Raw genomic sequence first — 23275 nt, forward strand, 5'->3', positions numbered from 1 at the left:
GAGTCGGGAGTCAATCCCGGCACAAAGCGCTATGTCAAGGAACTTGATATATCGGCTGTTTTCCTCGTGCCGCGGAATCTCCGGGTGAGCAGGCGCTTCGGGACACGCCCGGAAGACCCGCCGTCAGGACGGCGGTGAATATTTCACTTGCCTGCTCGTGGTCGCAGGCTCAGGAGCTCACCGGCCGTCCTGCGGGTCGAGGCTCTTCGGCCCCCGGGCCGAGCGGCCCGGAACGTGGATCATGAGTTCCTCGTCGCCGGTGACGCCTGCGGTTCGGGACTGCGTGATCCGGCGCTGTCTGATCCGGCACTGTGTGATCACGCGCTGTGCGCTCCGGCACTGCGCAACTCGGGACTGCGCAAGTCGGAACTGTGCGATTCGGGACTGCGCGGTTCGGGACTGTGCGGCTCCGGATCCTTCGGTTCGGGGCTGCGGGACGCGGGCGGCTCGGGGCTCGTCGCCGGGCCCGGGTCCTTCGCCGGGCCCGGACTCTCCTTCGCCGGGCCCGGACTCTCCTGCGCCGGTTCCGAGGGCGATTCCTGCGGCTTCGGGCACCGGGGACCGGCGACCCGCACCTCGGCCCGGCGGGGCCCGCCGGGATCGGCCGGCTCGGTCGTGACGCGCACCCCGAACACGGCCCTCTTCCCGCACTCCACGACGCCGAGGCCGGCGGCAACCGTGAACGAGTAGGACGTGCGGCCCGAGAGCGTGCGGGTGTCGGCTGTCGCCTCGCGGCCGTCGCGGGTGAAGACGCTGGAGACCCTGACCGGGCCCCTGCCGGAGGTCCGCACCGTCAGGGCCGCCGTCCTGCCGTCCCAGTCGTCGATCGCCACGCCCTCGACCGCGGGGGCCGGGCAGGGCGGCCCGGTGAGCCTCCGCGTGCGCGTACGGGTGCCTCCCTGCGCGGCGGGGACCGTGGACACCTCGACCCGCCGATAGACGACGGTGCCGCAGGCCGGGGAGGGGAAGGGCTGCTGCAGCCCGATGTGATAGGACGTCGCGCCCCGCAACCCGACCGTCTGCGCGGGCGCGGCGGCCAGCGCGTCCGGCGAAGGCCCGGAGGCGAAACGCGCGGTGAGCAGGACCCTGGCCGTGGTGCTCGCCCGTACGTCGGCCGTGACCGCCTGGCCGTCGAACTCCGCGATGCCGAGATCGGTCACCCGCGCAGGCGACGGCGACGCGGTCGCGCCCATGTGGGAGGGAGTGGCGCTCCCCGGGCCGGAAGGTCCCGGCGGCACGGCCGGCCCGGTGGACACCGATGACACCGGCGTGCCGGACAGGTCGGGCGGCGTCGTCCCGGCGTTCTCGTCCGGACCCGCACCGGAGGATCCCGCAGTGTCCGGTCCCGCAGTGTCCGGTCCCGCAGTGTCCGGTCCCGCAGTGTCCGGCCCCGCATCGGACGGTCCTGCAGCGTCCGGTCCCGCATCAGACGGCCCTGAGGCGGCATCCGACGACTTGTCCGGCGCCGTCTCACCGGGTGCTGCCTCGCCGGGCACGGCAGGCGGGGGAAGCGCCGCCGGGGCGCTGTGCGGCGGCGGGGTGAGCAGGGTGTCCCGAGCCATCGGGGTCTGCCTGTTGGCCGCGACCACCGCCGCGATCACGACGGCCGACAGCACGGCCGCGCCGATGGCGAACCGGGGCGCGAAGCGCGACAGCCGCTCGGACAGCACGGTCTTGGCCAAGGACGTGGACGCCTCGACCGGCTCGGCCGGGGCGGCCAGGGGAAACGTCAGGGCCAGCAGGGTGGCGAGTTCGGCCAGGTGCCGGCGGCCCCGCTGCTCCCAGTCGGACCCGTACGCGGCGGTCGCGGCGGTCTCCAGGTCGGCCATGAACGCCCGTGCGGTGGGCGGCCGGTCCGCCGGGTTCTTGGCCATGCCGCGTGTGACGAGGCCCCGCACCGAGCCGGGCACGTCGGTCGCGGGGATGGGGGCGCTGCGGTGCAGCATGCGCAGCGCCGTCAGGTCGTCGGCCCGATATGGCCGGCGCCCGGTGAGGCACTCGTAGAAGACGCAGGTGGCGGCGTAGACGTCGGCGGCCGGACCGGCGGGCCCGCCGTACCACTGCTCGGGGGCCATGTAGGGAGGCGTGCCCGCGGGGGTCTCCGGCGAGCCGCTGGGCGTCGCGATGCCGAAGTCCGACAGCTTGCTGTTGCCGTCGGCCTGGATCAGCACGTTCTCCGGTTTGTAGTCCCGGTGCACGATGCCCGCGGCGTGCGCGGCCGACAGGCCCGCCAGCGAGCCCTTCAGCACGACCAGCGCCGCCTCCGGGCTGGTCGAGCCGTGCTCGCCGAGGATCCTGCGCAGCGAGACCCCGTCGACGAGTTCCATGACGATCGCCGCGCCCTCGCGGGCCTCGACGTACTCGTACAGGCGCACGATGCTGGGATCGTTCAGCTCCACCATGATCCGGGCCTCGTGCCGGAACCCGGCGAGGAAACGCCGATCCTGCCGCAGCTCCTCGCGCAGGTACTTGATCGCGACGTAGGCGCCGGTGGTCACGTAGGTCGCCAGCACGACCCGCCCGGCGCCGCCCGCGCCGAGTTCACGCACCTCGCGGTAGCCCGGTACCGACCAGGCGTTCATGACGCCGCCCCCTCGGATCAGGTCGTCTCTGACCACTCAAGCCCTGCCGCGCAGGCGGCGCCTCGCTGCGTTGCCGCCCCACCCGTCGCTCGCGACGGCGGCATCTGCCAGACACTTCCTGGCCCTGACTCAAGGTCTCATCCGAAAGGGCGGTTGTCACCGGAGCAAAAAAGTCACCTTGCGGATGTAGTCCTGGCCTGCGTGGTCACGTGGCGGGCCGCGCGTACGGCGAGGTCGCGGGCGCGGTCCACGTCGGCGCTCACCAGGCGGCCCCCGCGCTTGACGATCCGCCCGCCGACCAGCACCGTGTCCACGGCGGCGGTGCCGGCCGCCGTGACGACCGCGGCGACCGGGTCGTGCACGGGCGCGAGGCCGGGGGCTCCGGCGTCCAGGATCACGATGTCGGCCTGCTTGCCGGGGCGCAGCGAGCCGATCCTGCGGTCCATCCCGATCGCGGCCGCGCCCTCGATCGTCGCCATGCCGAGCACGTCGGACGCGGTGAGCTCCGGCGCCGCCTGCCCGGCGCGTCCGGCGGCGAACGCCGCGCGCATCACCGAGAACATGTCGCCGGGGACGTCGGTGACCGTGTCCACGCCGAGTCCCGTCGCGATGCCGAACGAGCTCAGCCTGCCGGTCTCGGGGTGGCCGTGCCCCATCTGCGACTCCACCGCCGGGGCCACCGAGGCGGTGCCGCCGCTGCCGGCGACCAGCTTCAGCGACTCGTCCGGGATGCCGTTGCAGTGCACGAACAGCACGTCGGGGCCGAGCAGGCCGGCGTCGTGCAGCCGTTCGACCGGGCCCGCGCCGGTGGCGTGCAGACTGATGCGCAGGCCGAGGTCGCGGGCGAGTGCCCAGTCGGCCCGCGCCGCCTCGACCGAGCCGTAGACCGGGCCCCAGGCGGCCAAGGCGGGGGTGACCAGGCCGTCGTCGGACGGCAGGAGCGCCGAGCGGACCCGCCGCACCTCGTCCTCGGTGCGGTCGGCGTCGCCCGTTCCCCGATGGGCGTACCCGAAGACCGCCCGTACGCCGGACTCGCTCAAGGCCTCCACGGCCGCGTCGGTGTGGCCGGGGGTGAGCTGGATGTGCGACCAGTCGTAGACGGTGGTGACACCGGCGTCGAGCGCCTCGATCGCGCCCCAGAGGTTGGCGGCGTACACGTCCTCCGCGCGGAACGCCGGGGTGAGGGTGCCGAGGACGAGGTCGAGGTAGGCGCCGAGCGTCGCGTCGGCCGCGATGCCGCGCAGCACGCTCTGCCAGACATGACGGTGGGTGTCCACGAAGCCGGGGAGCACGATGCCGCCCCTTGCGTCGATGATCTCGGTGCCCTTCGCCGGGTCGTCCGGCCGCGGGCCCACCGACACGATGACGCCGTCCTCGACGACGACGGCCGCGTCCGGCACGACGTGCGGACGCGGTTCCGTGTCGACGACGGTGCCGTTGACGATGATCGTTTTCATGGGAGAACCTCTTTTGAGAATGCTTTTGCTAAAGCTTTTCAAAAAGCTATCAGGGTGAGGGACTAGGCTCAACCCCATGCGACAGCGGGACCGGGTCGACGAGATGATCGACGGGTGGCGGGCCGAACTGCCGGAGGCGGCCACCGTCCAGTTGGAGATCGTCAAGCGCGTCAGCCGGCTCAAGGCCCGCATCGAGGAGGTCACGCAGGCGGTGCTCGGCCGTCACGGCCTGACGTACGCGGAGTTCGACGTGCTCGCCACCCTCCGCAGGGCCGGCCGGCCGTACCGGCTCAAGCCGAGCAGGCTCGCCTCCCACCTGATGCTCACGACCGGGGGGACGAGCAACATCCTGCAGCGGCTGGTCGCCGCGGGGCTGGTGGAGCGGGAGCCCGATCCGGCGGACGGGCGCAGCTCCTGGGTCCGGCTCACGCCGCTCGGCGTCGAGAAGGCCGAGGAGCTGTCGCTGGCCACGACAGAGATGCACCGGGAACTGCTGGCCGACGTGCCGGAACCGGCCGCGCGTGCCCTGGCCGACCAGCTCAGGGACGTCCTGCTCGCGCTGGGCGACCGCGCCTGCCCCTGACCCGCCGGTGGCGTTCCCGGGCGGTACGGGCCCTCGCGATCCGGCGCACCGGAGCCGGGCCTAAGGTGCTTGTCATGCCGCGCAACCTCATCGTGTCCGGGGGAGTGGCCCACGACTTCCCGGCCACCTCGGCCGCCCTCGCGGACGTGCTCGCCGAGATCGGCGTCGAGTCGGAGATCACCGAGGACGTCTCCGGGGCCCTGGCCGCGCCTCCGCCGGACGGCCTGATCACCGTCAACGCGTTCCGATGGAGGATGGACGGCGGCGACTTCGCGGAGGAGCGGGACCGCTGGCGTTTCGAGACGCCGGACTCCGTCAGGCGGACGGTGCTCGATCACCTCGCGAGGGGCGGCGGGCTGCTGGCCGTGCACACCGCCTCGCTGTGCTTCGACGACTGGCCCGAGTGGGCCGAGATCCTGGGCGGCGCCTGGAGGTGGGGCCGGTCGTACCACCCTCCGATCGGCCCGGCCAAGATCCGGCTCGGCGACGGTCACCCGATCGTCGACGGCCTGAGCGGCTTCGAGGTGACCGACGAGGTCTACACCGACCTCGACGTCCTGCCCGGCGTGGAGCCGCTGGCGTACTGCGGAGACCAGCCGCTGTTGTGGGCGCGAACCGTGGCGGGCGGCAGAGTCGTGTACGACGCGCTCGGCCACGACACCCGGTCGTACGAGAACCCGGTGCGCCGCGCCCTGCTCCGGCGGGCGGCGCGGTGGCTCCTGGCGGACTGACTCCCTACGCGCCGGGGATGTTGCGCAGCGCCTCGCGGCGGCTCAGCCCGCTGATGCCCTGGTGCTTCACGTAACGGAGCACCTCCTGCGGGTTGGTCTTCGCGTACTCCCGCAGCGCCCAGCCGATCGCCTTACGGGCGAAGAAGTCGGTGTCCGACAGGCTCGGCTCGATGCAGGCGTAGAGCAGATGGACGTCGGTGCTGTCCTTGAAGGAGTTCTGGCACAGGATGGCGGTGCGCCGCTTCCACAGGTCAGGGTCGTGCGCCCACTCCAGCACCATGCGGCGCATGCTCTCGGGATACAGCCGCAGCAGCGTGCCGATCCGGTGCACGGCGATGTCGTCCACCAGGTCCCACCACGCCCCGGTGACGATCATCTCCTCGTACATGGGGATCGTGTAGAGCGTCTGCCAGGACCGGTAGAAGCGGTGCGCGGACAGCTCGATGGCGGCGTAGCGCTCCTCGCGGTATTCCGCCTCGCGCCACAGCGCCAGCACCGCTCTGCGCCACTCGGGGGCGCTGTCGAGCCGGTGCTCGGCGAAGACCTTGCGCAGCGCGGCCCGCCGCGGCACGGCCGTCACCCCGAGGAAGGGCATCTCCGACTTCATGTACGAACGCATGCCCTCGGCGCGCGCGGGGTCGGCCAGCTCGGTCAGCGCGAGCCGTACGGCCTTGAGTAGCGTCATGACGGCTGGCTCGCCCGCTCGCCGGTCGCCAGGCCGTCGAACAGCAGCTTGACGAAGTGGTCGGCCAGGGCGTCGGTGTCGAGCCTGCCGCCGGGGCGGAACCAGCGCACGGTCACCCAGATCGTGTCGCGGATCATCCGGTAGGTGAGCTTGGGATCGACGTCGGGGCGGAACTGGCCGGCCGCCTGGCCGCTCGTGATCTGCTCCACCCACATGCGCTCGACCTCGTCCTCGGCCCGCACCAGGTAGTCGAACCGGTCGCCGGGCAGCGAGCGCAGATAGTTCCAGTCGTTCTGCATGACGGTGATGGCCGCCCGGTGGTCCTCCAGCGTGCCGAAGCCGATGCGGACCATCTCCGCCAGGATCGAGCGCGGGTCGGGGTGCGTGCCCAGCGCCGCGCGGTAGCGGGTGATCAGATCCTCGAGGAAGGTGCGCAGCACCTCGTCGACGATCGTCTCCTTGGAGTCGAAGTGGTGGTAGAGGCTGCCGGACAGGATGCCGGCCTCCAGCGCGATCTCCCGGACGGTGGTGGCCTGGAAGCCCTTGCGTGCGAACAACTCGGCGGCGAGCTTGACGAGGTGGTCGCGCCGTTCGGACGCCGAACCCGCCGTCCCCCGCTTCGCCTTGACCGGCGCGGCCGTGCCGCCGGAGTCCTTACGCTGGTTCACGGCTCCCATTATGGCCGTCGAGCAAGAGCTTGTTCACATTCTCGCCTCGCCCGACCTTCCCGCATGGATCGGATCGGTAGGGCAGGATCGAACTCATGGCGAAAATGGGGTATCCGTTCACCTTGGGGGTGGCGTCAGGCGAGCCGTTACCCGACGGCGTGATCCTGTGGACCCGTCTGGCCCCCGAGCCACTGCATCCGACACAGCCCGGCGGCATGCCCAACCGGGCGATGAGCGTACGGTGGGAGCTCGCCGAGGACGAGGCGTTCACGAAGGTGATCCAGTCGGGCGCCGCGCCCGCGCAGCCGGATTGGGCGCACAGCGTGCACGTGCGGGTCTCCGGGCTGCGGCCCGCGGCCGACTACTTCTACCGCTTCTCCATCGAGGGGCACGTCAGCCCGGTGGGCCGCACCAGGACCGCGCCCGGCGCGGACTCGACCGCCCCCGTCCGGTTCTGCTTCGTCTCCTGCCAGCGTTACGAGCACGGCTACTTCACCGCGCTGCGCCACCTCGCCGCCGAGCGCCCCGACCTGGTCCTCCACCTCGGCGACTACATCTACGAGTACGGCAAGCCGAAGAACCCCAAGCCGGGCCGCTGGGTACGCCCGCTCGAGTCGACGGCCGAGTGCACGACGCTCGGCGCCTACCGCAACCGCTACGCCCGCTACAAGATGGACCCGGACCTGCAGGCCGCCCACGCCGCCGCGCCGTGGGTCGCCATCCCCGACGACCACGAGGTCCGCGACAACTGGGCGGGCGCGCTGCCCGGCGACGGCGGCAGCCCCGCCGCCTTCCTCAAGCGCAGGACCGCCGCGTTCAAGGCCTACTACGAGCACCAGCCGCTGCGCGTCCACCCGTCCGGCTCCGCCCTGCAGAACTACCGTCGGCGGCCGTACGGCCGGGTGGCCGACTTCATGCTCGCCGACACCCGCCAGTATCGCGAGGGGCGCGACATGCTCGGCGCCGAGCAGGAGAAGTGGCTGAAGGACCGGCTGCACGGATCGACGGCCCGGTGGAAGGTGCTCGCGCAGGCGGTCTTCTTCTCCCGGCGCACGTTCCCCCTCGAACCCGTCAGCGCCGACGCCTGGGACGGCTACCCGGACTCGCGCGCCCGCGTGCTCGCCGCCGCCCCCGACGGGCTGGTCGTGCTGAGCGGCGACGTGCACAGCGCGTACGCCTGCGACGTGCGGGCGGACTGGGCGGATCCGGCCTCCCGCGCCCTCGGGGTCGAGTTCGTCGGGCCGTCGGTGACGAGCATGCCGGGCATCACCGACGCCAGCGGAATCCTCTCGCTGAACCCACACATCGCGTTCTTCGACAGCCGCCACGGCTACGTGTCCTGCGTGGCGGACATGGAGAACTTCCGCGCGGACTACCGGGCCGTGGCCTTCGTCGACCGTCCCGGCGCGCCGCTGACGACCATCGCCGGCTTCGAGGTGAAGGAGAACAGGCTCCACCGCACGGACGTGTGATCGGGGCGACAACCGAGGTCTGCCCCCTAGCAAATAGGAAACTTTCCTATTAGATTGCGGGGCATGCCTGAGCGATGCCCTGCGGGCGCAGCATGAAGCGAAGCCCTGACCTGCTCCGTCTGGCCGACACGGTCCTGTTGCCCGGCTTCATCGGGACCACCGCTCCCGACTGGGTGCGGCGGCGGCTCGCCTGCGGGCTCGCCGGTGTGGTGCTGTTCTCCCGGAACGTCGACACCCCCGCCCAGCTCGCCGCGCTCACCTCGGCCCTGCGCGCGGACAATCCCGAGATCCTGATCGGCATCGACGAGGAGGCGGGGGAGGTGACGAGGCTGGAGGCCCGCACGGGCAGCTCGCGGCCGGGCAACTACGCCCTCGGCGTCGTGGACGACGTGGAGCTGACTGAGCGGGTGGCCCGCGACATCGGGCGCGACCTGCGGGCGGCGGGGGTGAACATCGACTTCGCCCCGGCCGCCGACGTCAACTCCAATCCGGACAACCCGGTCATCGGCCTGCGGTCCTTCGGCGCCGATCCAGTGCTCGTCGCGCGGCACACGGCCGCCTGGATCCGCGGCCTGCAGTCCACCGGCGTGGCGGCCTGCGCCAAGCACTTCCCCGGGCACGGCGACACGTCGGTCGACTCCCACCACGGCGTGCCGCGCGTCACGGCCTCCCGCGACGAGCTGGCCGAGGTCGAGCTGGAGCCGTTCCGGGTGGCCATCGGCGAGGGCGTGCGCTCGATCATGACCGGCCACCTGCTGGTCACGGCGTACGACGAGGAACTGCCCGCGACGCTCAGTCCCCGCGTCCTCACCGGCCTGCTGCGGGAGGAGCTGGGCTTCGACGGCCTCGTCGTCACCGACGGCATCGAGATGGCCGCCGTCTCGGGCCGGTACGGCCTGGGCGGCGCGAGCGCGATGGCGGTGGCGGCCGGGGCCGACGCGGTCTGCGTGGGCGGGGAGAACGCCGACGAGGCGACCTACGAGCACATCCGCGACGCGGTGGCGGACGCGGTGACCGAGGGCAGGCTGCCGGAGGAGCGGCTCGCCGACGCCGCCACGCGGGTGCGCGCACTGACCGCATGGCAGGCCCAGGCCCCGCCCGTGGACGACGTACGGGACGAGGTCGGGCTGGTCGCCGCCCGCCGGGCCGTACGGGTGACCCGGCGCGGCGCGGGCGGCCTGCTGCCGCTGGCCGCCGCCCCGCACGTGCTGGAGCTGGCGCCGGAGACCAGCCTCGCGATCGACAAGGGCATGCCGTGGGGTGCGGGGGAGCCGCTGAGCAAGCTGCTGCCCGGCACCACGGTCGCCCGGCTGCGGCAGGACGACGTCCACAACGAGGTCGCCGGCACGGTGCTGCGCCAGGCCGCCGACCGGCCGCTCGTGATCGTGGTGCGGGACGCCCACCGGCACCCGTGGCAGACGGACCTGCTGGAGCGCCTGCTGGCCGCCCGGCCGGACGGCGTCGTGGTCGAGATGGGGCTGCCGGGCCGCAGGGACCTGGGCGCGGTGCACATCGCCACGCACGGCGCCGCCCGAGTCTGCGGTCAGGCGGCGGCCGAGGTGCTCGCCGGCCTCGCCTGACACTGCCCATAGCATTGGTCACTGCTGACATGCGAACGGGAGCGTAATGAAGGTCGCCTACGTCACCACGGACCATCCTGCCGCCGAGCAGGACGACGAGCGGGAGATCGCCCTCACCGCCTGGCTCGGGGCCGGCATCGAGGGCTCGCCGGTGAACTGGAAGGATCCCCGCGTCGACTGGTCGGACTTCGACGCGGCCGTGGTCCGCTCCCCCTGGGACTACATCCTGCACCGTGACGAGTTCGTCGCCTGGGCGCACCGGGTGGAGTCGGCGACGCGGTTGTTCAACCCGGCGAGGGTGATCGAGTGGAACACCGACAAGACCTACCTGCGCACGCTCGGTGTGCCCACCGTCCCCACCCACTGGGCGGAGCCGGGCACTGACCTGCCCGAATGGGACGAGTACGTGGTGAAGCCCGCCATCTCGGCGGGGGCGCGCGACACCATCCGCACCGCGGACCGGACCGCCGCCCAGAGCCACGCGGTGACGCTGCTCGCCGCGGGCCGCACGGTCATGGTGCAGCCGTACATCCCGTCGGTCGAGCAGGAGGGGGAGCTGTCGCTGCTGTACTTCGGCGGCCAGTTCAGCCACGCCGTACGGCGGCACCCGATGCTCACCGGGGTGGCGGAGACCGCGGACAACCGCGCCACGCTGCGCGACCCGGACGACGACCAGTTCGCCCTCGCCGAGCGGGTCCTGGCCGCCGTGCCGGAGACCCTGCTGTACGCCCGGGTGGACCTGGTGCGGATGCCGGACGGCGAGCCGGTCCTGATCGAGCTGGAGCTCACCGAGCCCTACCTGTTCCTGCGGGAGGAACTGGCCGCGCCCGACCTGTTCGCCGAGACCCTCGCCGAGATGCTCAAGGGCTGAGCGGGCCCGCCCCTCCCGCGGCGTCCAGCGCCAGCCGTACGGCGTCGGCCGGATCGGCGGCGGCCACCGGACCGGGCACGGGACGGCCCTCGGCGTCGAGGACCCGCCACCCGCCAAGGGCGATCACGGGCGTGCCGCCCCGCTGGGCGAGCGCCAGCTCGGAAAGCGTGCCCCAGGAGCCGCCGACGACGACCACCGCGTCGGCGGCCCGCACGATCAGCGCGTTGCGGGCCTCGCCCAGGCCGGTGGGCAGGGCCACGGTGAGGTCCGGGCTCGCCCCGGCGCGGTCCCGGCCGGACAGGACGCCGACCACGACGCCTCCGGCCTCCCGCGCGCCCGCCGCCGCGGCGGCCATCACCCCGCCGTACCCGCCGCACAGCACGACCGCGCCGCGCTCGGCAAGCAGGCGGCCCACGGCGCGGGCCGCCTCGGCCTCCTGCGGAGTGCACTCGCCCGGCCCGCACACCGCCACCTGCCACATGCGCATGAATCTAGGCGGAGATGCCTCCGTCGACCGGGATCACGGCGCCGGTCAGGTAGGAGCCCGCGCGGGAGGCCAGGAAAACGGCCGCGCCGGCCATGTCGTCGGGCCTGCCGATGCGGCCCAGCGGGACGTTGTTCTCGATCGCGCCGCGCATCTGGGGGTCGTCGAGCGCGAAGGCCATCATCTTCGACTCGAACGGCCCGGGCGCGATCGCGTTGACCGTGATCGACTCCGGGGCGAGCTGGCGGGCCAGATGCCGGGTCAGCATGTGGACGCCCGCCTTGGCCGCCGAGTACGCGTAGTTCTCCATGAACGGCACCCGGAGCCCGTCGATCGACCCCACGTTGATCACGCGGGCCGGGTCGTCGGGCGACGCGGCGGCGCGCAGCAGGGGCAGGAAGCGGCGGGTGAGGAAGAAGACGCCCTTGACGTTGATGTTCCAGAGCTTGTCGAACGCGTGCTCCGGATACTCCTCCAGCGGCGCGCCCCAGCTCGCCCCGGCGTTGTTGACGAGCACGTCGAGCCGGCTCTCCCGCTCCGACACCGCCTGCGCCAGCGTCTCGACGCCGTCGGGGGTGGACAGGTCCGCCTGGACGGCGTGGCAGCCCAGCTCGGCGGCCGTGGCCTCCAGCTCGTCCTTCTTCCGCGAGGAGATGTAGACGGTGGCGCCCGCGTCGAGGAACCCTCGCGCGATCATCTTCCCGATGCCCCGGGACCCGCCCGTGACGACGACCGTCTTGCCTTCCACCGAGAACAGAGTCATACGGGCAGCATACCGACCGGTCGGTTCCCGCGTCAGGCCCGGAAGCCTCCGTACGCTCCGCGGAAGAACACCAGCGGGCCGCCGTCGTCGTGGCGGTCGAGCCCGGTGACCCGGGCGACGACGATCACGTGGTCGCCGGCCGGGTGCTCCGCGTCCACGGTGCAGTCGATCCAGGCGAGCGCGCCGTCCAGCACGGGCGCGCCGCCGGGGGACAGGGCCCACGACAGCCCGCCGAACTTGTCCCCGCCCTTCGCGGCGAGCTGATCGCACACCTGCCGCTGGTGGTCGGCGAGCACGTTGACGCACAGGGCGGTCGCGGCCCTCAGCCGCGGCCAGCTCGTGCTGTCCCGCGAGACGCAGAACGACACCAGCGGCGGATCGAGGCTCACGGACGTGAAGGAGTTGACGGCCAGGCCGCACGGCTCCCCGGTCTCCGGGGCGATCGCGGTGACGGCCACGACGCCGGTGGCGTACCTGCCGAGGACGTTCCTGAAGTGCTGGGGATTGACGGCCGGAATCCTCCTGGCGCCGTCAGGGCCGACCCTCCGGGACACAGGGATGCTCATCGCACGTGCCTCCTCGGTCGCCTCCCCATGAAGTCAAGGAGGGCCGGAGCCGATGCATTCCCTGTGCGTGCCTAACGGTGGCGCGTCCTGGCGGGCGTGGGGGACCCGCCAGGACGCGCTCCGCCCCGGCGCGAGACCTCGACCCCGGCGAGGGTTGGGGTCGAGACCTCGTTCATTCGCACGGAGTCCGTGGGGAGCGGCCCTTCTCGACCGGCCGCTCCGGCGTGCGGTGGTACCGCGTGCTCGGGCATGTCACGCCGTTCCCGCACAAGGCGGTCATGTCGGTGGATACCGACAGCTCTGACATGTCGTTCCCGTCGCTCTGATAGGTCTGGGTCTGGGCCGGGGGCTCGCGCCAGGGCGACTTCGGCGTTCTCGCACCGACCGCCCTCACGTGCCCACCTCCATTGGATGGATTTGTACCAACGTTTGGATAATGCGCGGCTGGGTGGGCTCTGGTCAAGGGGTTGTTTCCCAGTAGACCGAGATCCTCTAGATTTGTTGGAACAAAAGGGTGGATTGAGGAAAGATGGCACGATCGTCGCTCTACCAGCAGGTGGCCGCGGAAGTACGCAGGGCCATCTACGCGGGCGAACTCGCGCCAGGCGACCAGATTCCGACCGAGGCCGACCTCATGGAGGCGCACGGCGTCAGCCGCAACACCGTACGGCTGGCCCTGGGTGAGCTGGAGAACGAGGGTCTCATCCTGCGGATGCGCCGGCGTGGAACGTTCGTACGCGAGCGCCGTCCGCTCCTCATGCGCCCCCAGGACGAGTTCCTCCCGTACGACCAGGAGGGGCGGCGGTTCGACACGTTCGTCCACGCCGTCCGCTCCGAGGGCCGTACGGCGGACCAGAGGATCGAGGTCTCGATCGTCGAGCCGCCCGAGGACGTGGCCACCCGCCTCGCCCTCGCCGACGGCGCCCTGGCCGTCGTGCGCCGCCGGCTGCGCTTCGTGGACGGCCAGCCGTACAACACCTTGGACTCCTACTTCCCCCTGGAGATCGTGGGGGACTCCGAGATCGCCCGGCCCGGCGACATCACGCGCGGGGCCAACCGGGTGCTGGAGGAGTTGGGCCATCTCCAGGTCCGTGTGATCGACGACCTCTCGGCTCGCATGCCGACCTCTGACGAGTCGTCACGGCTCCAGCTGGAGCCCGGCACTCCGGTCGTCGTCCACACCCGGGTCGGCTACGACGCCGACGACACGCCCGTCCGCGTCGCCGTGTCCGTGCTGCCCGCCGACAAGCATCTGATCCGATACGAGCTGGAACGTCATTGACGAGGCCCGGACGCCCCCTGGCCTGAGCGGGCGTCCCCGGCCGCCGGGCCCTCCTCCGGAGGGCCGCTCCCGCGATTCCCATCCTGACCCCGCCAGGGGACCGCGCCGCACCCGCGCGCCCTAGCGTGGCCCGCCGTCTCCGGACGGACGCTGTACGGCATCCAGCCGTCACTCTTAGTGATCAAATCGCCGCCGTCGGCACGAAAGGAATCAGGCATGCCCGCGAACACCCTGGATCTTGTTACGGAACTCACGCTGCGTCGCGCCACCCCGGCCGACCTGGAGGGGGTCCTCGCCCTGCTGACGCGCACCGCCGGGTGGCTGAACGGTCTCGGCGTGCGGCAGTGGCCCGCCGGGGGCTTCCCCGCCGAGCGCATCGAACCGCTGATCGGTGAGGGCGTCATGTACCTCCTGGACGCCGGCTCCCCGCTGCCGGCCGCGACGATCGCGGTGGACGGCCATGCCGACCCGGAGTTCTGGACCCCCGCCGACCGCCCCGGCGACGCGCTCTACGTCCACAAGCTCGCTGTGAACAGGACCTGCTCTGGCCAGGGCCTGGGGGAGGTGCTGCTCGACTGGGCCGCCCTGCGGGCCGTCGCTCACGACCGGCCGTACCTGCGGCTGGACTGCGCCAAGGACAACGCCCGCCTGCAGTCGTACTACCGGAAGGCGGGCTTCCGGCACGTCCGCACAATCGACCTGCCGCACCGGGCCTCCGGCGCGCTGTTCGAGCGGGATGCCAGCGCCGTGATCCCGGCCGCGTTGTCCTATAACCGCACGCCGGCGGTGCCGGCCCAGCGCTCGGGACATGCGACGCAAGCCTGGAAAGTTCTTGACATCACCTCGCACAACGAGTTGATCGAGTGCTGAACAGGGCGGATGCCGTGAGGCGCCGCAAAGGGACCGGATACTGTTCACTTCATGACGGGATCCCTCCTTGAAGTGATCGCGCTCGACGTGCGTGACGCCGTGGCCGCCGAGGAGGGCGGAGCGGACCGCCTGGAAGTCGTGTCCGACATGGGCGCGGGCGGGCTCACCCCCTCGGCGGACCTCGTCGCCGCGATCGCGCGCGAGTGCGGGCTGCCGCAGATGGTCATGCTCCGCTGCAACGCCGGGTTCACCGTGACCCCGGAGGAGCTCGACCGGCTGCGCGGCCATGTCAAGGAACTCGCCGAGGCCGGTGCGGCGGGCTTCGTCTTCGGCTTCCTGTCCGGGGACGGGTCGGTCGACAGGGAGGCGACGGACGCGCTGATCCACGCGGTCTCGCCGCTGCCCTGGACCTTCCACCGCGCCGTGGACAACGCCGCCGACGTCCGGGCCGCCTGGCGTGCCGTACGGCTGCTGCCGAACCTGGCGACCGTCCTCACGTCCGGCTCGCCCGAGGGCGTCGGCAGCGGCCTCGGGGTGTTACGCGCGCGGGCCGAGGCGGGGGACGCCTCGCTCGTGCTCGCCGGCGGCGGTCTGCGCGAGGAGCACGTGCCGGTGCTGCTCGACTACGGCATTCGCGCCTTCCATGTGGGCACCGCCGTCCGGGGCTCGTGGCGGGAGCCGGTCGACCCGGACCTCGTCAGGCGCTGGCGCGGCATCGTGGACCGGCCCTGACCGCCCCACTCCGGCCAGCCGGCCCACGCTGAGACTCAGGCGCGGCGGCGGGCGACCAGGACGGCGTCGCGGCTCGTGACCTCGCGGCCCTCCGGGTCCACGGCGGTGCGCGGCCGGGCCTCGGCCGCCGCGACCTCCCACTCGGCCGGATCGAGCGACGCCGCGACCTCCTCGGCGGTGAACATCATCTGCGGGAAGTGCATCTGCCGGACCCTGGTCAGCAGATCGGACGGGTGGTGCCCGACGATCAGCAGGGTGCCGCCCGGGGCCACAGCGGCCGCCAGCCGGGCGAACAGCGTCCGCCTGGCCTCATCCGGCAGGTGCATGTACTGCGCGGACACCAGGTCGTACGCGCCCTCGGGAACCGCGTGGTCGCGCAGGTCCGCGCGCACCCACTCGGTGCGGTCCGCGACGTCCGCGCCCGCGTCGGCGGCGTGGGCGGCGGCCCGCTCCAGCGCCGTGGCGGAGATGTCGACTCCCGTCACCCGCCAGCCCCTTGCCGCGAGCCAGACGGCGTCGGCACCCTCGCCGCTGCCGACGTCGAGAGCCCGGCCCGCAGGCAGCGCCGCGGCCTCGGCGACGAGCTGCGGATTCGGGCGGCCGCTCCAGATCGCCGGCCGGGAACGGTAGCGCTCCTCCCAGGCGGCCTCCTCGAACAACGTGCGCATCTCGTCCCGGTAGGCCGCGACGGCCTCCCGGGTCTCCTCGGCGATGAGATCCATGTTGATCGCCGCCCCCGCCGCCAGGCCCGCGGCGGCGGACGCGATCACGACGGCGCGCACGTCCGTCACGTTCCCCGCCACATAGACACCGGGCACGGCGGTCGCGCCGGTCGGCTCCGCGGCGATCCCGGTCCCCGCCGGGTGGCCGCCGAGCTCCACCTCGACCGGCTTGAGCCCGAGCGATTCCAGCACCCCGGACCGGGCGGCGAGCGGCACGCCGACGACGAGCGCGTCGAGCGCGACGACCTCGCCGGAGGCAAGCCGCACCCCGCTGAGCGCGTCGCCGGTCACCTCGATCCCCGTGACGGGGCCGTCGGCGACCGGAATCCTGCGCGCGGCGAGCCGCTCGGCCTCCTCCTCCGACGGCGCGGGGCGGTGGTGGGTCAGGAACACCACGTCCTCGCTCCACTGCCGCCACAGCAGGGCCTGCTCGACGGCGAGCGGCCCGGTGGCCAGCACGCCGATGCGCCGGTCGCGGACCTCCCACCCGTGGCAGTACGGGCAGTGCAGCACGTCGCGGCCCCACCGCTCGGCCAGGCCCGGCACGCCGGGCAACTCGTCCACGGCCCCGGTCGCCACCAGCAGCCGGCGGGCCCGGACGGCACGGCCGCCGTCCAGCGTCACGAGGAAGTCGTCCCCGTCCCGGACGGCCGCCTCGGCCCGCCCGGCGACGACCTCGCCGCCGTAACCGATCACTTCCTCGCGCCCGGCCGCCCGCAGTTCCGCGGGCGGCGTGCCGTCCAGGCCCAGGTAGTTGTGCATGTGCGCGGCCGGCGCGTTGCGCGGCTCTCCCGCGTCCACCACCAGGACCGACCGCCGGGCCCGCGCCAGCGCCAGGGCGCCGCTGAGCCCCGCGGCGCCGCCGCCCACCACGACCACGTCGTACTTCTTCTCGTCCACCTCTGCCTCCCGTGTCGACATCTGCTGTCGGCGTCTGCTGTCGGCGTTTGCCGTCGACGTGGGGCAACAGTGCGGCACGGGCGGCGGAAGTGGCAAGGAACCTTGCCGATGTGGCAAATCTCAGCAGAGGGCGCGGTCGGCCCGCGCCAGGGCGGCGACCAGAGTCTTGATCGTCGCGGGCTCGTCCAGCACGCCCCCGGCGGCCTCGCGACGTTCCTGCCAGGCGCGCACCCGGTCGGCGTACTTCTCGTAGCAGGCGAGGTGGAACGCGTATGCGGTCGTGAAGCGGCTCACGAGGTGCGAGGGGTGCATGTCCCAGCCCTGGTAGAAGCCGTGCGCCAGCGAGTGCGACACCAGTGCCGAGTGCCTGCGCAGCAGGGCGTGCACGTCGGCCGCCGCGTCCGAGGCCGGAGCCGCGGCCAGCGAGCCGTCCGACAGCTCCACCCCCGTTCCCGACAGCGCCGTCTGCATGACGTGCCGCGCGTGGTCGCAGGCCGGGTGGTCGAGCCGCTGCTCGTCCGGCGGCAGCCCGAGCGCCGCCGTGTAGTCGAACACGCCGAAGTGGGCGGCCGCCAGCCGGCCGCCCAGCGAGGGCACCAGGCCGGCCGACCGCTGGAGCATGAGCACGGTCTGCGGGGCCTCCACCTGCATCTCGAAGCGCAGCGTGCCGGGGGCCAGGCGCAACGCGTGCTCCAGCGCCTCCAGGCAGCGGGCGAACTGCCGCAGGTAGTCCTCCATCAGGACCTTGGGGAAGGTCACCGTGAACCCGTCGGGGAGCCTGCCGGCCCGTCGTACGACCCCGGTCAGGAACCCGTCGAGCGTGCGCACCGAGCGCAGGGGGTCGCCGTCGGCGAACGACTTCACCCGCAGCCCCCACCTGCGGGGCAGCGTGCCCGCCTCGTGCATCGCGGCCACGGCCGCCGCCGCCGACTCGGCGTGCCCGTCCTCCTCCTCGGGGGAGCGCAGGCCGTAGCCGTCCTCGAAGTCGATCCGCAGGTCCTCGATCGGCTCGGCGTGCAGCTTCCTGCGTACGCGGTCGTGCACGGGCTGGGCCAGCTCGGGGTCGAGCTCGAACAGCGCGGCCAGCTCGGTGGGGGTGAACAGGAGCCGGTGGAGGAGGTCGGTGGCCGCGTGCCGCCACTGCTGGACGATCTCCGCCGTCACCCGGTCCGCGGGCACGTACACGGTGTGCACCGGCTGCCACGCGGGCTCCCGGACGGGAAACCGGGCGAGCTGCTCGTCATGGGCGCCGGCGAAGCCGTCGAGCGGCCCGTCGAACAGTCCGTCTGGGCCGGTCAGCGTCGTCTCCATGGGGACGATCCTCGCAGACGCCCCCGCCACGAAGATGTCATCACGCAACGTCGCTGCGCGACCACGTTCGGTTGGCTATTCTTTTCCTCGAACAACCGATCGAACGGGTGGGCGAATCGGTGGAGACAAAGAAACGGCCCCCTGTCGGGGGCCGTAGAGCCCGGGGACGTAGCCGCGGGCGCGGTGACTCCATGTTAGGAGATGATGGCGGTGCGCGACAACCCCGTTCCTCACGTCCTGCGTGTCGGGGTCTACGTCGACGGGTTCAACCTCTATTACGGACTGCGCTCCTTGCGGGGACGCCGCTACCTCTGGCTCGATCTCCACGCGTTGGCGTGCCGGCTGCTGAGGACCGGGCAGACGCTGACGGCCGTCCGCTACTTCACCGCCCCCATCCGGGGCGACGCTCGTGCCCTCGCCCGCCAGCAGACCTATCAGGCGGCCCTGGAGAGCCTGGGAGTCGAGGTGGTGCTCGGGCGGTTCCAGGAGCAGCGGGCCTCCTGCCGGGCCTGCGGCGTCTCCTGGCGGACCTACGAGGAGAAGCAGTCCGACGTCGCGCTGGCCGCCGCGATGGTCGGCGACGTCGCCCTCGACCGGGTCGACATGGTGCTGCTGCTGTCGGCCGACTCCGACCTGTGCGCGGCAATCGAGGCGGTGCGCCAGGTGGACGCCCGGCGCGGCGGCAAGACCCGGGTCGTCACCGTCTTCCCGCCCGGCAGACGGTCGGACGGCCTGCGCCTCGCGAGCGACGCCTGGTTTCCTCTCGGCGAGGCGCTCATCCGGCAGGCGCAACTGCCCGACCTCGTGCCCGGCCGCGACGGAGCGCGCTACCACCGGCCCGTCCACTGGTCCTGACCACGCCGTCGCTCAGAACGCGACCCTTAGGACGCGACCTCAACGAGCCGTGTCAGGACGCACCGTCCGGCCGGCCGAGCCGGCCGCACGCGCCCAGCATCGCGTCCCTGCCCACCAGCTTCACCCGCTCGCCCCTCCTGAGGCTGCCGGCCAGCGCGGCCTCCGCGGCCTCGATCGCGAGCCAGTCCTCGTACATCACGGGGCTCAGCCCGCGCGCGGCGAGCAGGTCGTCCAGCCGGGCGGTAGCCGTTCCCGGCACCGCCTCGGCGAGCAGCGTGCGCACGGTCTCGGCGGCGTCGGACTTGTTGGTCCCGATCACGCCCGTCGGCCCCCGCTTGAGCCAGCCCGCGACGTACTGCCGGTCGGTCACCTTGCCGGCGACGTTCGGCACCGTCATCGACTCCGCGTCGAACGGCACCCCGGGCAGCGCCACGCTCTGGTAGCCCACCGAGCGCATCACCATGTCCGCCGGGATCGTCTCGAAGTCGCCGGTCCCTACGACCCGCCCGTTCTCCAGCCGGGTCCGCTCCAGCCGTACCCCCTCGACCCGGGACACGCCGAGGATCTCCACGGGGCGCAGCCAGAAGCGCACCTCCAGACGACGGGGCCGGTCGGCCGGCTTGCGCTCCGACCACGACCGCAGCACGTCCACGTTGCCCCTGACCTGGCGCGACAGCGTGGTCAAATCATCGACCGCGATCTCTCCGGGGAAGGTGAGGACGTCGGCGTTCAGCAGCTCGCCGAGCTCCCGCAGCTCCTTCAGGGTGAACTTCGCGTGCTCGGGACCGCGCCGGCCGACCATGTGGATCCGCTTCACCTTGGAGGCGGCCAGCCGGTCGAGCACCTCCTCGGGCACGTCCGTGCCGCGCAGCTCGTCGGCCGTCTTGGCCATGATCCGCACCACGTCCACGGCGACGTTGCCGACGCCGATGACGACGACATCCTCCGCGTCGAGGGAGAACGCGTCCGGCGGGACGTCGGGGTGGCCGCAGTACCAGTTGACGAAGTCGGTCGCCGCGACGCTGCCCGGCAGGTCCTCACCCGGGACCCCGAGGTGCCTGTCGACCATCGCCCCCGTGCAGTAGACGACCGCGTCGTAGCAGGACAGCAGGTCGTCCGCCGAAAGATCGGCGCCCAGCTCGACGCCGCCCAGGAAGCGCACCCCGGGGGTCTCCAGCACCCTGCGCAGGTAGCCGGCGATCGACTTGATCGACGTGTGGTCGGGCGCCACGCCGTACCGGACGAGCCCGTACGGCGTCGGCAGGCGTTCGAGGACGTCCACCTCGACCGGGTCGCGCGACTGCTTGACCAGTGCCTCGGCCGTGTAGATGCCGGCCGGGCCCGACCCGACGATCGCGACGCGCAGTGTCACCATGGCCTCCAGCAGCGGCGGACTCGCGACGGGCGGCGTCCGCGGACGCTCCCTATCAGTGATTCTTTATCACCGCCGGTCGCCCTGCCAATGCAACGCCGTGCCGCGCACACCGGATTGTCATCCGTCTTGTGATGATTCGCGGGGTTGCGGCGACCAGCCGGCCACGATCAAAGTGATGCCCGTGGGCAGTGGGGCTAAAAGACGGGGAAACCCGCGGACGAGAAGGCCGGGCGGTGGCACCCTCCCTGACATGAGGGGACTCCGCGGGGGGCGGGACGAGCCCGGGGCCTCACCGGCCACGGCGCACGGCCCGCAGAACGGTCAAGAGGACGGCGACACGCCGTCACACGGCTCCGGGCCGGACGGGCTCAGGTACGAGGCGCTGGGGCGGGTCATGGCCGCCTTATCCGGTGAGGCGGAGACGTTGGAGGCGTGCCGCGACCTCACATGGTGGCGGGGCACCGACCGCTCCTGGCACATCGAGTGGCGCGACGGCCCGTACGCGGCCGAGGTGGCGGCGCTGCTCCTGGACCGGATCGGCGAGCCGGGCCAGGACGCCGTGCGGGCCGCGCCCGCGGGCCCGGCGACCACGTCGACGGCGATGCTGAACGTGATGGGCGTGACCTTCGTGCTGCGGGCCATCGACCCGTTCGGCATGGATCGGCTGCGGACAAGGCCCGGACTGTGGCGGCTGTCCGCGGCGCTGGACGGCCCGGCCGGCCCCGTCGGCACGGGCGGGAGGTCCCGTCAGCACTGGGAGGAACTGCTCGGCGGCTGATGCCGGCGGCCTGTATCGGCTCGCCCGTCGTTTACGTGAGGCGGTGGGGCCCCCGGAGTCGATAGCCTTGGGGGCACATCGTCTTCGTCTCGTCCCTCCGGTCGTCTCCGAGGGTCCGCGAGGAGATCCGCATCGCACCCCCGAGGGGACGCCGCGGACGAGACCTCTCACGAGCAAGGAGTAGCCGTGCTGCTGCGTATGTCGACCCTGTTCCTGCGCACCCTGCGTGAGGATCCGGCGGACGCGGAAGTGCCGAGCCACAAGCTGCTCGTCCGCGCCGGCTACATCCGCCGCGTCGCGCCCGGCATCTACTCCTGGCTGCCACTCGGCAAGATCGTGCTGGAGAACGTCGCGCGGGTCGTGCGCGAGGAGATGGACCGGATGGGCGCGCAGGAAGTGCTGTTCCCCGCGCTGCTGCCCCGGGACTTCTACGAGCCCACGGGCCGCTGGACCGAGTACGGCGACACGCTGTTCCGGCTGAAGGACCGCAAGGGCGCCGACTATCTCCTCGGGCCGACCCACGAGGAGATGTTCACCGACATGGTGAAGGGGGAGTACTCCTCCTACAAGGACTATCCCGTCACCCTGTACCAGATCCAGACGAAGTACCGCGACGAGGCTCGGCCCCGGGCGGGCATCCTGCGGGGCCGCGAGTTCGTCATGAAGGACTCCTACTCCTTCGACCTCGACGACGACGGCCTGAAGCGGTCCTACGAGATGCACCGCGAGGCGTACATCCGCATCTTCGAGCGTCTCGGCATCGACTACAAGATCTGCTTCGCGATGTCGGGAGCGATGGGCGGGTCGGCCTCCGAGGAGTTCCTCGCCCCCTGCCCGACCGGTGAGGACACCTTCGTGGCCTGCCACAACTGCGGATACGCGGCCAACGCCGAGGCGGTCGTCACGCCCGCGCCGCCCGCCGTGACCGCCGCGCAGCCGCCCATGAAGGTGCTCGACACGCCCGACACCCCGACGATCGAGTCGCTCGTCGCGTACGTCAACGAGAACCACGGCCTCGGCATCACCGCCGCGGACACGCTGAAGAACCTCGTCGTGAAGGTCCGCACGCCGGGCTCCGACGAGGTCAAGACGGTGATCGTCGGCGTGCCCGGCGACCGCGAGGTCGACTTCAAGCGGCTTGAGGCGGCGCTCTCACCCGGCGTGCCGGAGATCTTCGAGGCCGAGGACTTCGCCCGCCACCCCGGCCTGGTGCGCGGCTATATCGGCCCGCAGGTGCTCAGGGACCTGGGGATCACCTACCTGGTCGATCCCCGCGTGGTCGAGGGCTCCGCCTGGGTGACGGGCGCCAACGAGCCGGGCAAGCACGCCGCGCACGTGGTCGCGGGCCGCGACTTCCAGCCGGACGGCACCATCGAGGCCGCCGAGGTGCGGGCGGGCGACGCCTGCCCCCGCTGCGCGCATCCGCTGTCGATCGACCGTGGCATCGAGATCGGCCACATCTTCCAGCTCGGCCGCAAGTACGCCGACGCCGCCCAGCTCGACGCGCTCGGGCCCGACGGCAAGCCCATCCGCATCACCATGGGCTCGTACGGCGTGGGCGTGTCCCGGGCGGTGGCCGTGCTCGCCGAGCAGCGGCACGACGAGCTGGGCCTGGTGTGGCCCAGGGAGGTGGCTCCCGCGGACGTGCACATCGTCGGCACCGGCAAGGAGAACCAGATCGAGGTCGCGACCACGCTCGCCGAGACCCTTGAGGCGCGGGGGCTGCGCGTGCTCGTGGACGACCGCCCCGGCGTGTCGCCCGGCGTCAAGTTCAAGGACTCCGAGCTGCTCGGCCTGCCCACCGTGCTGATCGTCGGCCGGGGCCTGGCCAACGGCGTGGTCGAGCTGCGCGACCGGGTCACCGGGACCAAGGAGGAGATCCCGCTGGACGAGGCCGTCGAGCGGGTGCTCGCCGCCTGCCGGGCCTGATCGCCGGACACCCCGATCCACCACACGGCGCCGCCGTCCCCTCGCGCACAGCGCATATGCACAGCGCACAGCACACGCG

General features: G+C 72.3%; 21 protein-coding genes. 11 read left to right on the forward strand and 10 right to left on the reverse strand.

What is annotated here, in order from left to right; genetic code table 11:
- Positions 1 to 317: 317 nt before the first annotated feature.
- Both ACIBK1_RS27695 and ACIBK1_RS27700 read right to left on the reverse strand, forming a co-directional pair.
- On the reverse strand, positions 318 to 2582 hold the full coding sequence (locus tag ACIBK1_RS27695; protein WP_396738647.1) for a serine/threonine-protein kinase: 2265 nt from the start codon (positions 2580 to 2582) through the stop codon (positions 318 to 320).
- A 173-nt stretch (positions 2583 to 2755) separates the two neighbouring features.
- Positions 2756 to 4039 (reverse strand): amidohydrolase family protein, encoded by a 1284-nt coding sequence (locus tag ACIBK1_RS27700; RefSeq protein WP_396738649.1) that lies wholly within the window; start codon positions 4037 to 4039, stop codon positions 2756 to 2758.
- Positions 4040 to 4115: 76 nt separating this feature from the next.
- Here ACIBK1_RS27700 and ACIBK1_RS27705 point away from each other — a divergent pair, with 76 nt between their 5' ends.
- Positions 4116 to 4622 carry a MarR family winged helix-turn-helix transcriptional regulator gene (locus ACIBK1_RS27705; RefSeq protein ID WP_396738651.1) on the forward strand — a complete coding sequence of 169 codons (507 nt, stop codon included), beginning with the start codon at positions 4116 to 4118 and terminating at the stop codon, positions 4620 to 4622.
- Positions 4623 to 4696: 74 nt separating this feature from the next.
- Complete coding sequence (locus ACIBK1_RS27710; RefSeq protein WP_396738653.1) at positions 4697 to 5353, forward strand: ThuA domain-containing protein; 657 nt, start codon at positions 4697 to 4699, stop codon at positions 5351 to 5353.
- A 4-nt stretch (positions 5354 to 5357) separates the two neighbouring features.
- Here ACIBK1_RS27710 and ACIBK1_RS27715 read toward each other — a convergent pair whose 3' ends face one another.
- Positions 5358 to 6038, reverse strand: coding sequence for a DNA alkylation repair protein (locus ACIBK1_RS27715; protein WP_030510742.1), 681 nt, complete (start codon positions 6036 to 6038; stop codon positions 5358 to 5360).
- Positions 6035 to 6715, reverse strand: a complete 681-nt coding sequence (locus ACIBK1_RS27720) for a TetR/AcrR family transcriptional regulator (RefSeq protein ID WP_036408200.1) — start codon at positions 6713 to 6715, stop codon at positions 6035 to 6037. The genes ACIBK1_RS27715 and ACIBK1_RS27720 overlap by 4 nt, the downstream gene beginning before the upstream one ends.
- 86 nt (positions 6716 to 6801) lie before the next feature.
- Here ACIBK1_RS27720 and ACIBK1_RS27725 point away from each other — a divergent pair, with 86 nt between their 5' ends.
- The 3 genes from ACIBK1_RS27725 to ACIBK1_RS27735 all read left to right on the forward strand — a co-directional run bounded on the left by ACIBK1_RS27725 (position 6802) and on the right by ACIBK1_RS27735 (position 10629).
- The gene (locus ACIBK1_RS27725) at positions 6802 to 8178 is read left to right on the forward strand and encodes an alkaline phosphatase D family protein (RefSeq protein ID WP_396720708.1); all 1377 of its coding nucleotides are present in this window, start codon (positions 6802 to 6804) and stop codon (positions 8176 to 8178) included.
- Between the two features lie 92 nt (positions 8179 to 8270).
- Positions 8271 to 9758, forward strand: a complete 1488-nt coding sequence (locus ACIBK1_RS27730; protein WP_396738655.1) for a glycoside hydrolase family 3 protein — start codon at positions 8271 to 8273, stop codon at positions 9756 to 9758.
- Positions 9759 to 9804: 46 nt separating this feature from the next.
- On the forward strand, positions 9805 to 10629 hold the full coding sequence (locus ACIBK1_RS27735) for a RimK family alpha-L-glutamate ligase (RefSeq protein WP_396738657.1): 825 nt from the start codon (positions 9805 to 9807) through the stop codon (positions 10627 to 10629).
- On the opposite strand, the gene ACIBK1_RS27740 is transcribed toward ACIBK1_RS27735, so the two are convergent.
- From ACIBK1_RS27740 to ACIBK1_RS27750, 3 genes are read right to left on the reverse strand one after another with little or no spacing between them, the layout of a single operon-like run.
- Positions 10619 to 11110 carry a TIGR00725 family protein gene (locus tag ACIBK1_RS27740; RefSeq protein WP_051762257.1) on the reverse strand — a complete coding sequence of 164 codons (492 nt, stop codon included), beginning with the start codon at positions 11108 to 11110 and terminating at the stop codon, positions 10619 to 10621. The genes ACIBK1_RS27735 and ACIBK1_RS27740 overlap by 11 nt on opposite strands.
- Positions 11111 to 11120: 10 nt before the next feature.
- Positions 11121 to 11876, reverse strand: a complete 756-nt coding sequence (locus ACIBK1_RS27745) for an SDR family oxidoreductase (RefSeq protein ID WP_396738659.1) — start codon at positions 11874 to 11876, stop codon at positions 11121 to 11123.
- Positions 11877 to 11908: 32 nt separating this feature from the next.
- A complete protein-coding gene (locus ACIBK1_RS27750) occupies positions 11909 to 12442 on the reverse strand; it encodes a flavin reductase family protein (RefSeq protein WP_030510735.1) in 534 nt (177 codons plus the stop codon).
- Between the two features lie 529 nt (positions 12443 to 12971).
- Between ACIBK1_RS27750 and ACIBK1_RS27755 the strand changes: the two genes are divergently transcribed.
- The 3 genes from ACIBK1_RS27755 (at position 12972) to ACIBK1_RS27765 (ending at position 15326) form a co-directional block, all read left to right on the forward strand.
- On the forward strand, positions 12972 to 13724 hold the full coding sequence (locus ACIBK1_RS27755; RefSeq protein ID WP_030510734.1) for a GntR family transcriptional regulator: 753 nt from the start codon (positions 12972 to 12974) through the stop codon (positions 13722 to 13724).
- 216 nt (positions 13725 to 13940) lie between these two features.
- On the forward strand, positions 13941 to 14594 hold the full coding sequence (locus ACIBK1_RS27760) for a GNAT family N-acetyltransferase (protein WP_396738661.1): 654 nt from the start codon (positions 13941 to 13943) through the stop codon (positions 14592 to 14594).
- A 51-nt stretch (positions 14595 to 14645) separates the two neighbouring features.
- The gene (locus tag ACIBK1_RS27765; protein WP_030510732.1) at positions 14646 to 15326 is read left to right on the forward strand and encodes a copper homeostasis protein CutC; all 681 of its coding nucleotides are present in this window, start codon (positions 14646 to 14648) and stop codon (positions 15324 to 15326) included.
- 35 nt (positions 15327 to 15361) lie between these two features.
- Here the strand turns inward: ACIBK1_RS27765 and ACIBK1_RS27770 are convergent, their stop codons facing one another.
- Both ACIBK1_RS27770 and ACIBK1_RS27775 read right to left on the reverse strand, forming a co-directional pair.
- Positions 15362 to 16948, reverse strand: a complete 1587-nt coding sequence (locus ACIBK1_RS27770; protein WP_396738663.1) for an FAD-dependent oxidoreductase — start codon at positions 16946 to 16948, stop codon at positions 15362 to 15364.
- 120 nt (positions 16949 to 17068) lie between these two features.
- Positions 17069 to 18259, reverse strand: coding sequence for a DUF6986 family protein (locus ACIBK1_RS27775; protein WP_396738665.1), 1191 nt, complete (start codon positions 18257 to 18259; stop codon positions 17069 to 17071).
- 210 nt (positions 18260 to 18469) lie between these two features.
- Here ACIBK1_RS27775 and ACIBK1_RS27780 point away from each other — a divergent pair, with 210 nt between their 5' ends.
- Positions 18470 to 19114, forward strand: coding sequence for an NYN domain-containing protein (locus ACIBK1_RS27780; protein ID WP_159454889.1), 645 nt, complete (start codon positions 18470 to 18472; stop codon positions 19112 to 19114).
- Between the two features lie 52 nt (positions 19115 to 19166).
- On the opposite strand, the gene ACIBK1_RS27785 is transcribed toward ACIBK1_RS27780, so the two are convergent.
- Positions 19167 to 20489: an FAD-dependent oxidoreductase gene (locus tag ACIBK1_RS27785; protein ID WP_030510728.1), complete on the reverse strand. Its 1323-nt coding sequence runs from the start codon at positions 20487 to 20489 to the stop codon at positions 19167 to 19169.
- Positions 20490 to 20739: 250 nt separating this feature from the next.
- Here ACIBK1_RS27785 and ACIBK1_RS27790 point away from each other — a divergent pair, with 250 nt between their 5' ends.
- Complete coding sequence (locus ACIBK1_RS27790; RefSeq protein ID WP_197042820.1) at positions 20740 to 21267, forward strand: hypothetical protein; 528 nt, start codon at positions 20740 to 20742, stop codon at positions 21265 to 21267.
- A 186-nt stretch (positions 21268 to 21453) separates the two neighbouring features.
- The gene (locus ACIBK1_RS27795; RefSeq protein WP_396738668.1) at positions 21454 to 23196 is read left to right on the forward strand and encodes a proline--tRNA ligase; all 1743 of its coding nucleotides are present in this window, start codon (positions 21454 to 21456) and stop codon (positions 23194 to 23196) included.
- The last annotated feature ends 79 nt before the right edge of the window (positions 23197 to 23275 follow it).

This window comes from Microbispora rosea, from assembly GCF_044460045.1.
In the GTDB taxonomy this organism is placed as follows: domain Bacteria; phylum Actinomycetota; class Actinomycetes; order Streptosporangiales; family Streptosporangiaceae; genus Microbispora; species Microbispora rosea.

Excerpts from the sequence above, each read along its gene's own strand:
- ACIBK1_RS27695 (WP_396738647.1), bottom strand. The coding sequence starts at position 2,582 with ATGAACGCCTGGTCGGTACCGGGCTACCGCGAGGTGCGTGAACTCGGC.
- ACIBK1_RS27700 (WP_396738649.1), bottom strand. The coding sequence starts at position 4,039 with ATGAAAACGATCATCGTCAACGGCACCGTCGTCGACACGGAACCGCGT.
- ACIBK1_RS27705 (WP_396738651.1), top strand. The coding sequence starts at position 4,116 with ATGCGACAGCGGGACCGGGTCGACGAGATGATCGACGGGTGGCGGGCC.
- ACIBK1_RS27710 (WP_396738653.1), top strand. The coding sequence starts at position 4,697 with ATGCCGCGCAACCTCATCGTGTCCGGGGGAGTGGCCCACGACTTCCCG.
- ACIBK1_RS27715 (WP_030510742.1), bottom strand. The coding sequence starts at position 6,038 with ATGACGCTACTCAAGGCCGTACGGCTCGCGCTGACCGAGCTGGCCGAC.
- ACIBK1_RS27720 (WP_036408200.1), bottom strand. The coding sequence starts at position 6,715 with ATGGGAGCCGTGAACCAGCGTAAGGACTCCGGCGGCACGGCCGCGCCG.
- ACIBK1_RS27725 (WP_396720708.1), top strand. The coding sequence starts at position 6,802 with ATGGCGAAAATGGGGTATCCGTTCACCTTGGGGGTGGCGTCAGGCGAG.
- ACIBK1_RS27730 (WP_396738655.1), top strand. The coding sequence starts at position 8,271 with ATGAAGCGAAGCCCTGACCTGCTCCGTCTGGCCGACACGGTCCTGTTG.
- ACIBK1_RS27735 (WP_396738657.1), top strand. The coding sequence starts at position 9,805 with ATGAAGGTCGCCTACGTCACCACGGACCATCCTGCCGCCGAGCAGGAC.
- ACIBK1_RS27740 (WP_051762257.1), bottom strand. The coding sequence starts at position 11,110 with ATGTGGCAGGTGGCGGTGTGCGGGCCGGGCGAGTGCACTCCGCAGGAG.
- ACIBK1_RS27745 (WP_396738659.1), bottom strand. The coding sequence starts at position 11,876 with ATGACTCTGTTCTCGGTGGAAGGCAAGACGGTCGTCGTCACGGGCGGG.
- ACIBK1_RS27750 (WP_030510735.1), bottom strand. The coding sequence starts at position 12,442 with ATGAGCATCCCTGTGTCCCGGAGGGTCGGCCCTGACGGCGCCAGGAGG.
- ACIBK1_RS27755 (WP_030510734.1), top strand. The coding sequence starts at position 12,972 with ATGGCACGATCGTCGCTCTACCAGCAGGTGGCCGCGGAAGTACGCAGG.
- ACIBK1_RS27760 (WP_396738661.1), top strand. The coding sequence starts at position 13,941 with ATGCCCGCGAACACCCTGGATCTTGTTACGGAACTCACGCTGCGTCGC.
- ACIBK1_RS27765 (WP_030510732.1), top strand. The coding sequence starts at position 14,646 with ATGACGGGATCCCTCCTTGAAGTGATCGCGCTCGACGTGCGTGACGCC.
- ACIBK1_RS27775 (WP_396738665.1), bottom strand. The coding sequence starts at position 18,259 with ATGGAGACGACGCTGACCGGCCCAGACGGACTGTTCGACGGGCCGCTC.
- ACIBK1_RS27785 (WP_030510728.1), bottom strand. The coding sequence starts at position 20,489 with ATGGTGACACTGCGCGTCGCGATCGTCGGGTCGGGCCCGGCCGGCATC.
- ACIBK1_RS27790 (WP_197042820.1), top strand. The coding sequence starts at position 20,740 with ATGAGGGGACTCCGCGGGGGGCGGGACGAGCCCGGGGCCTCACCGGCC.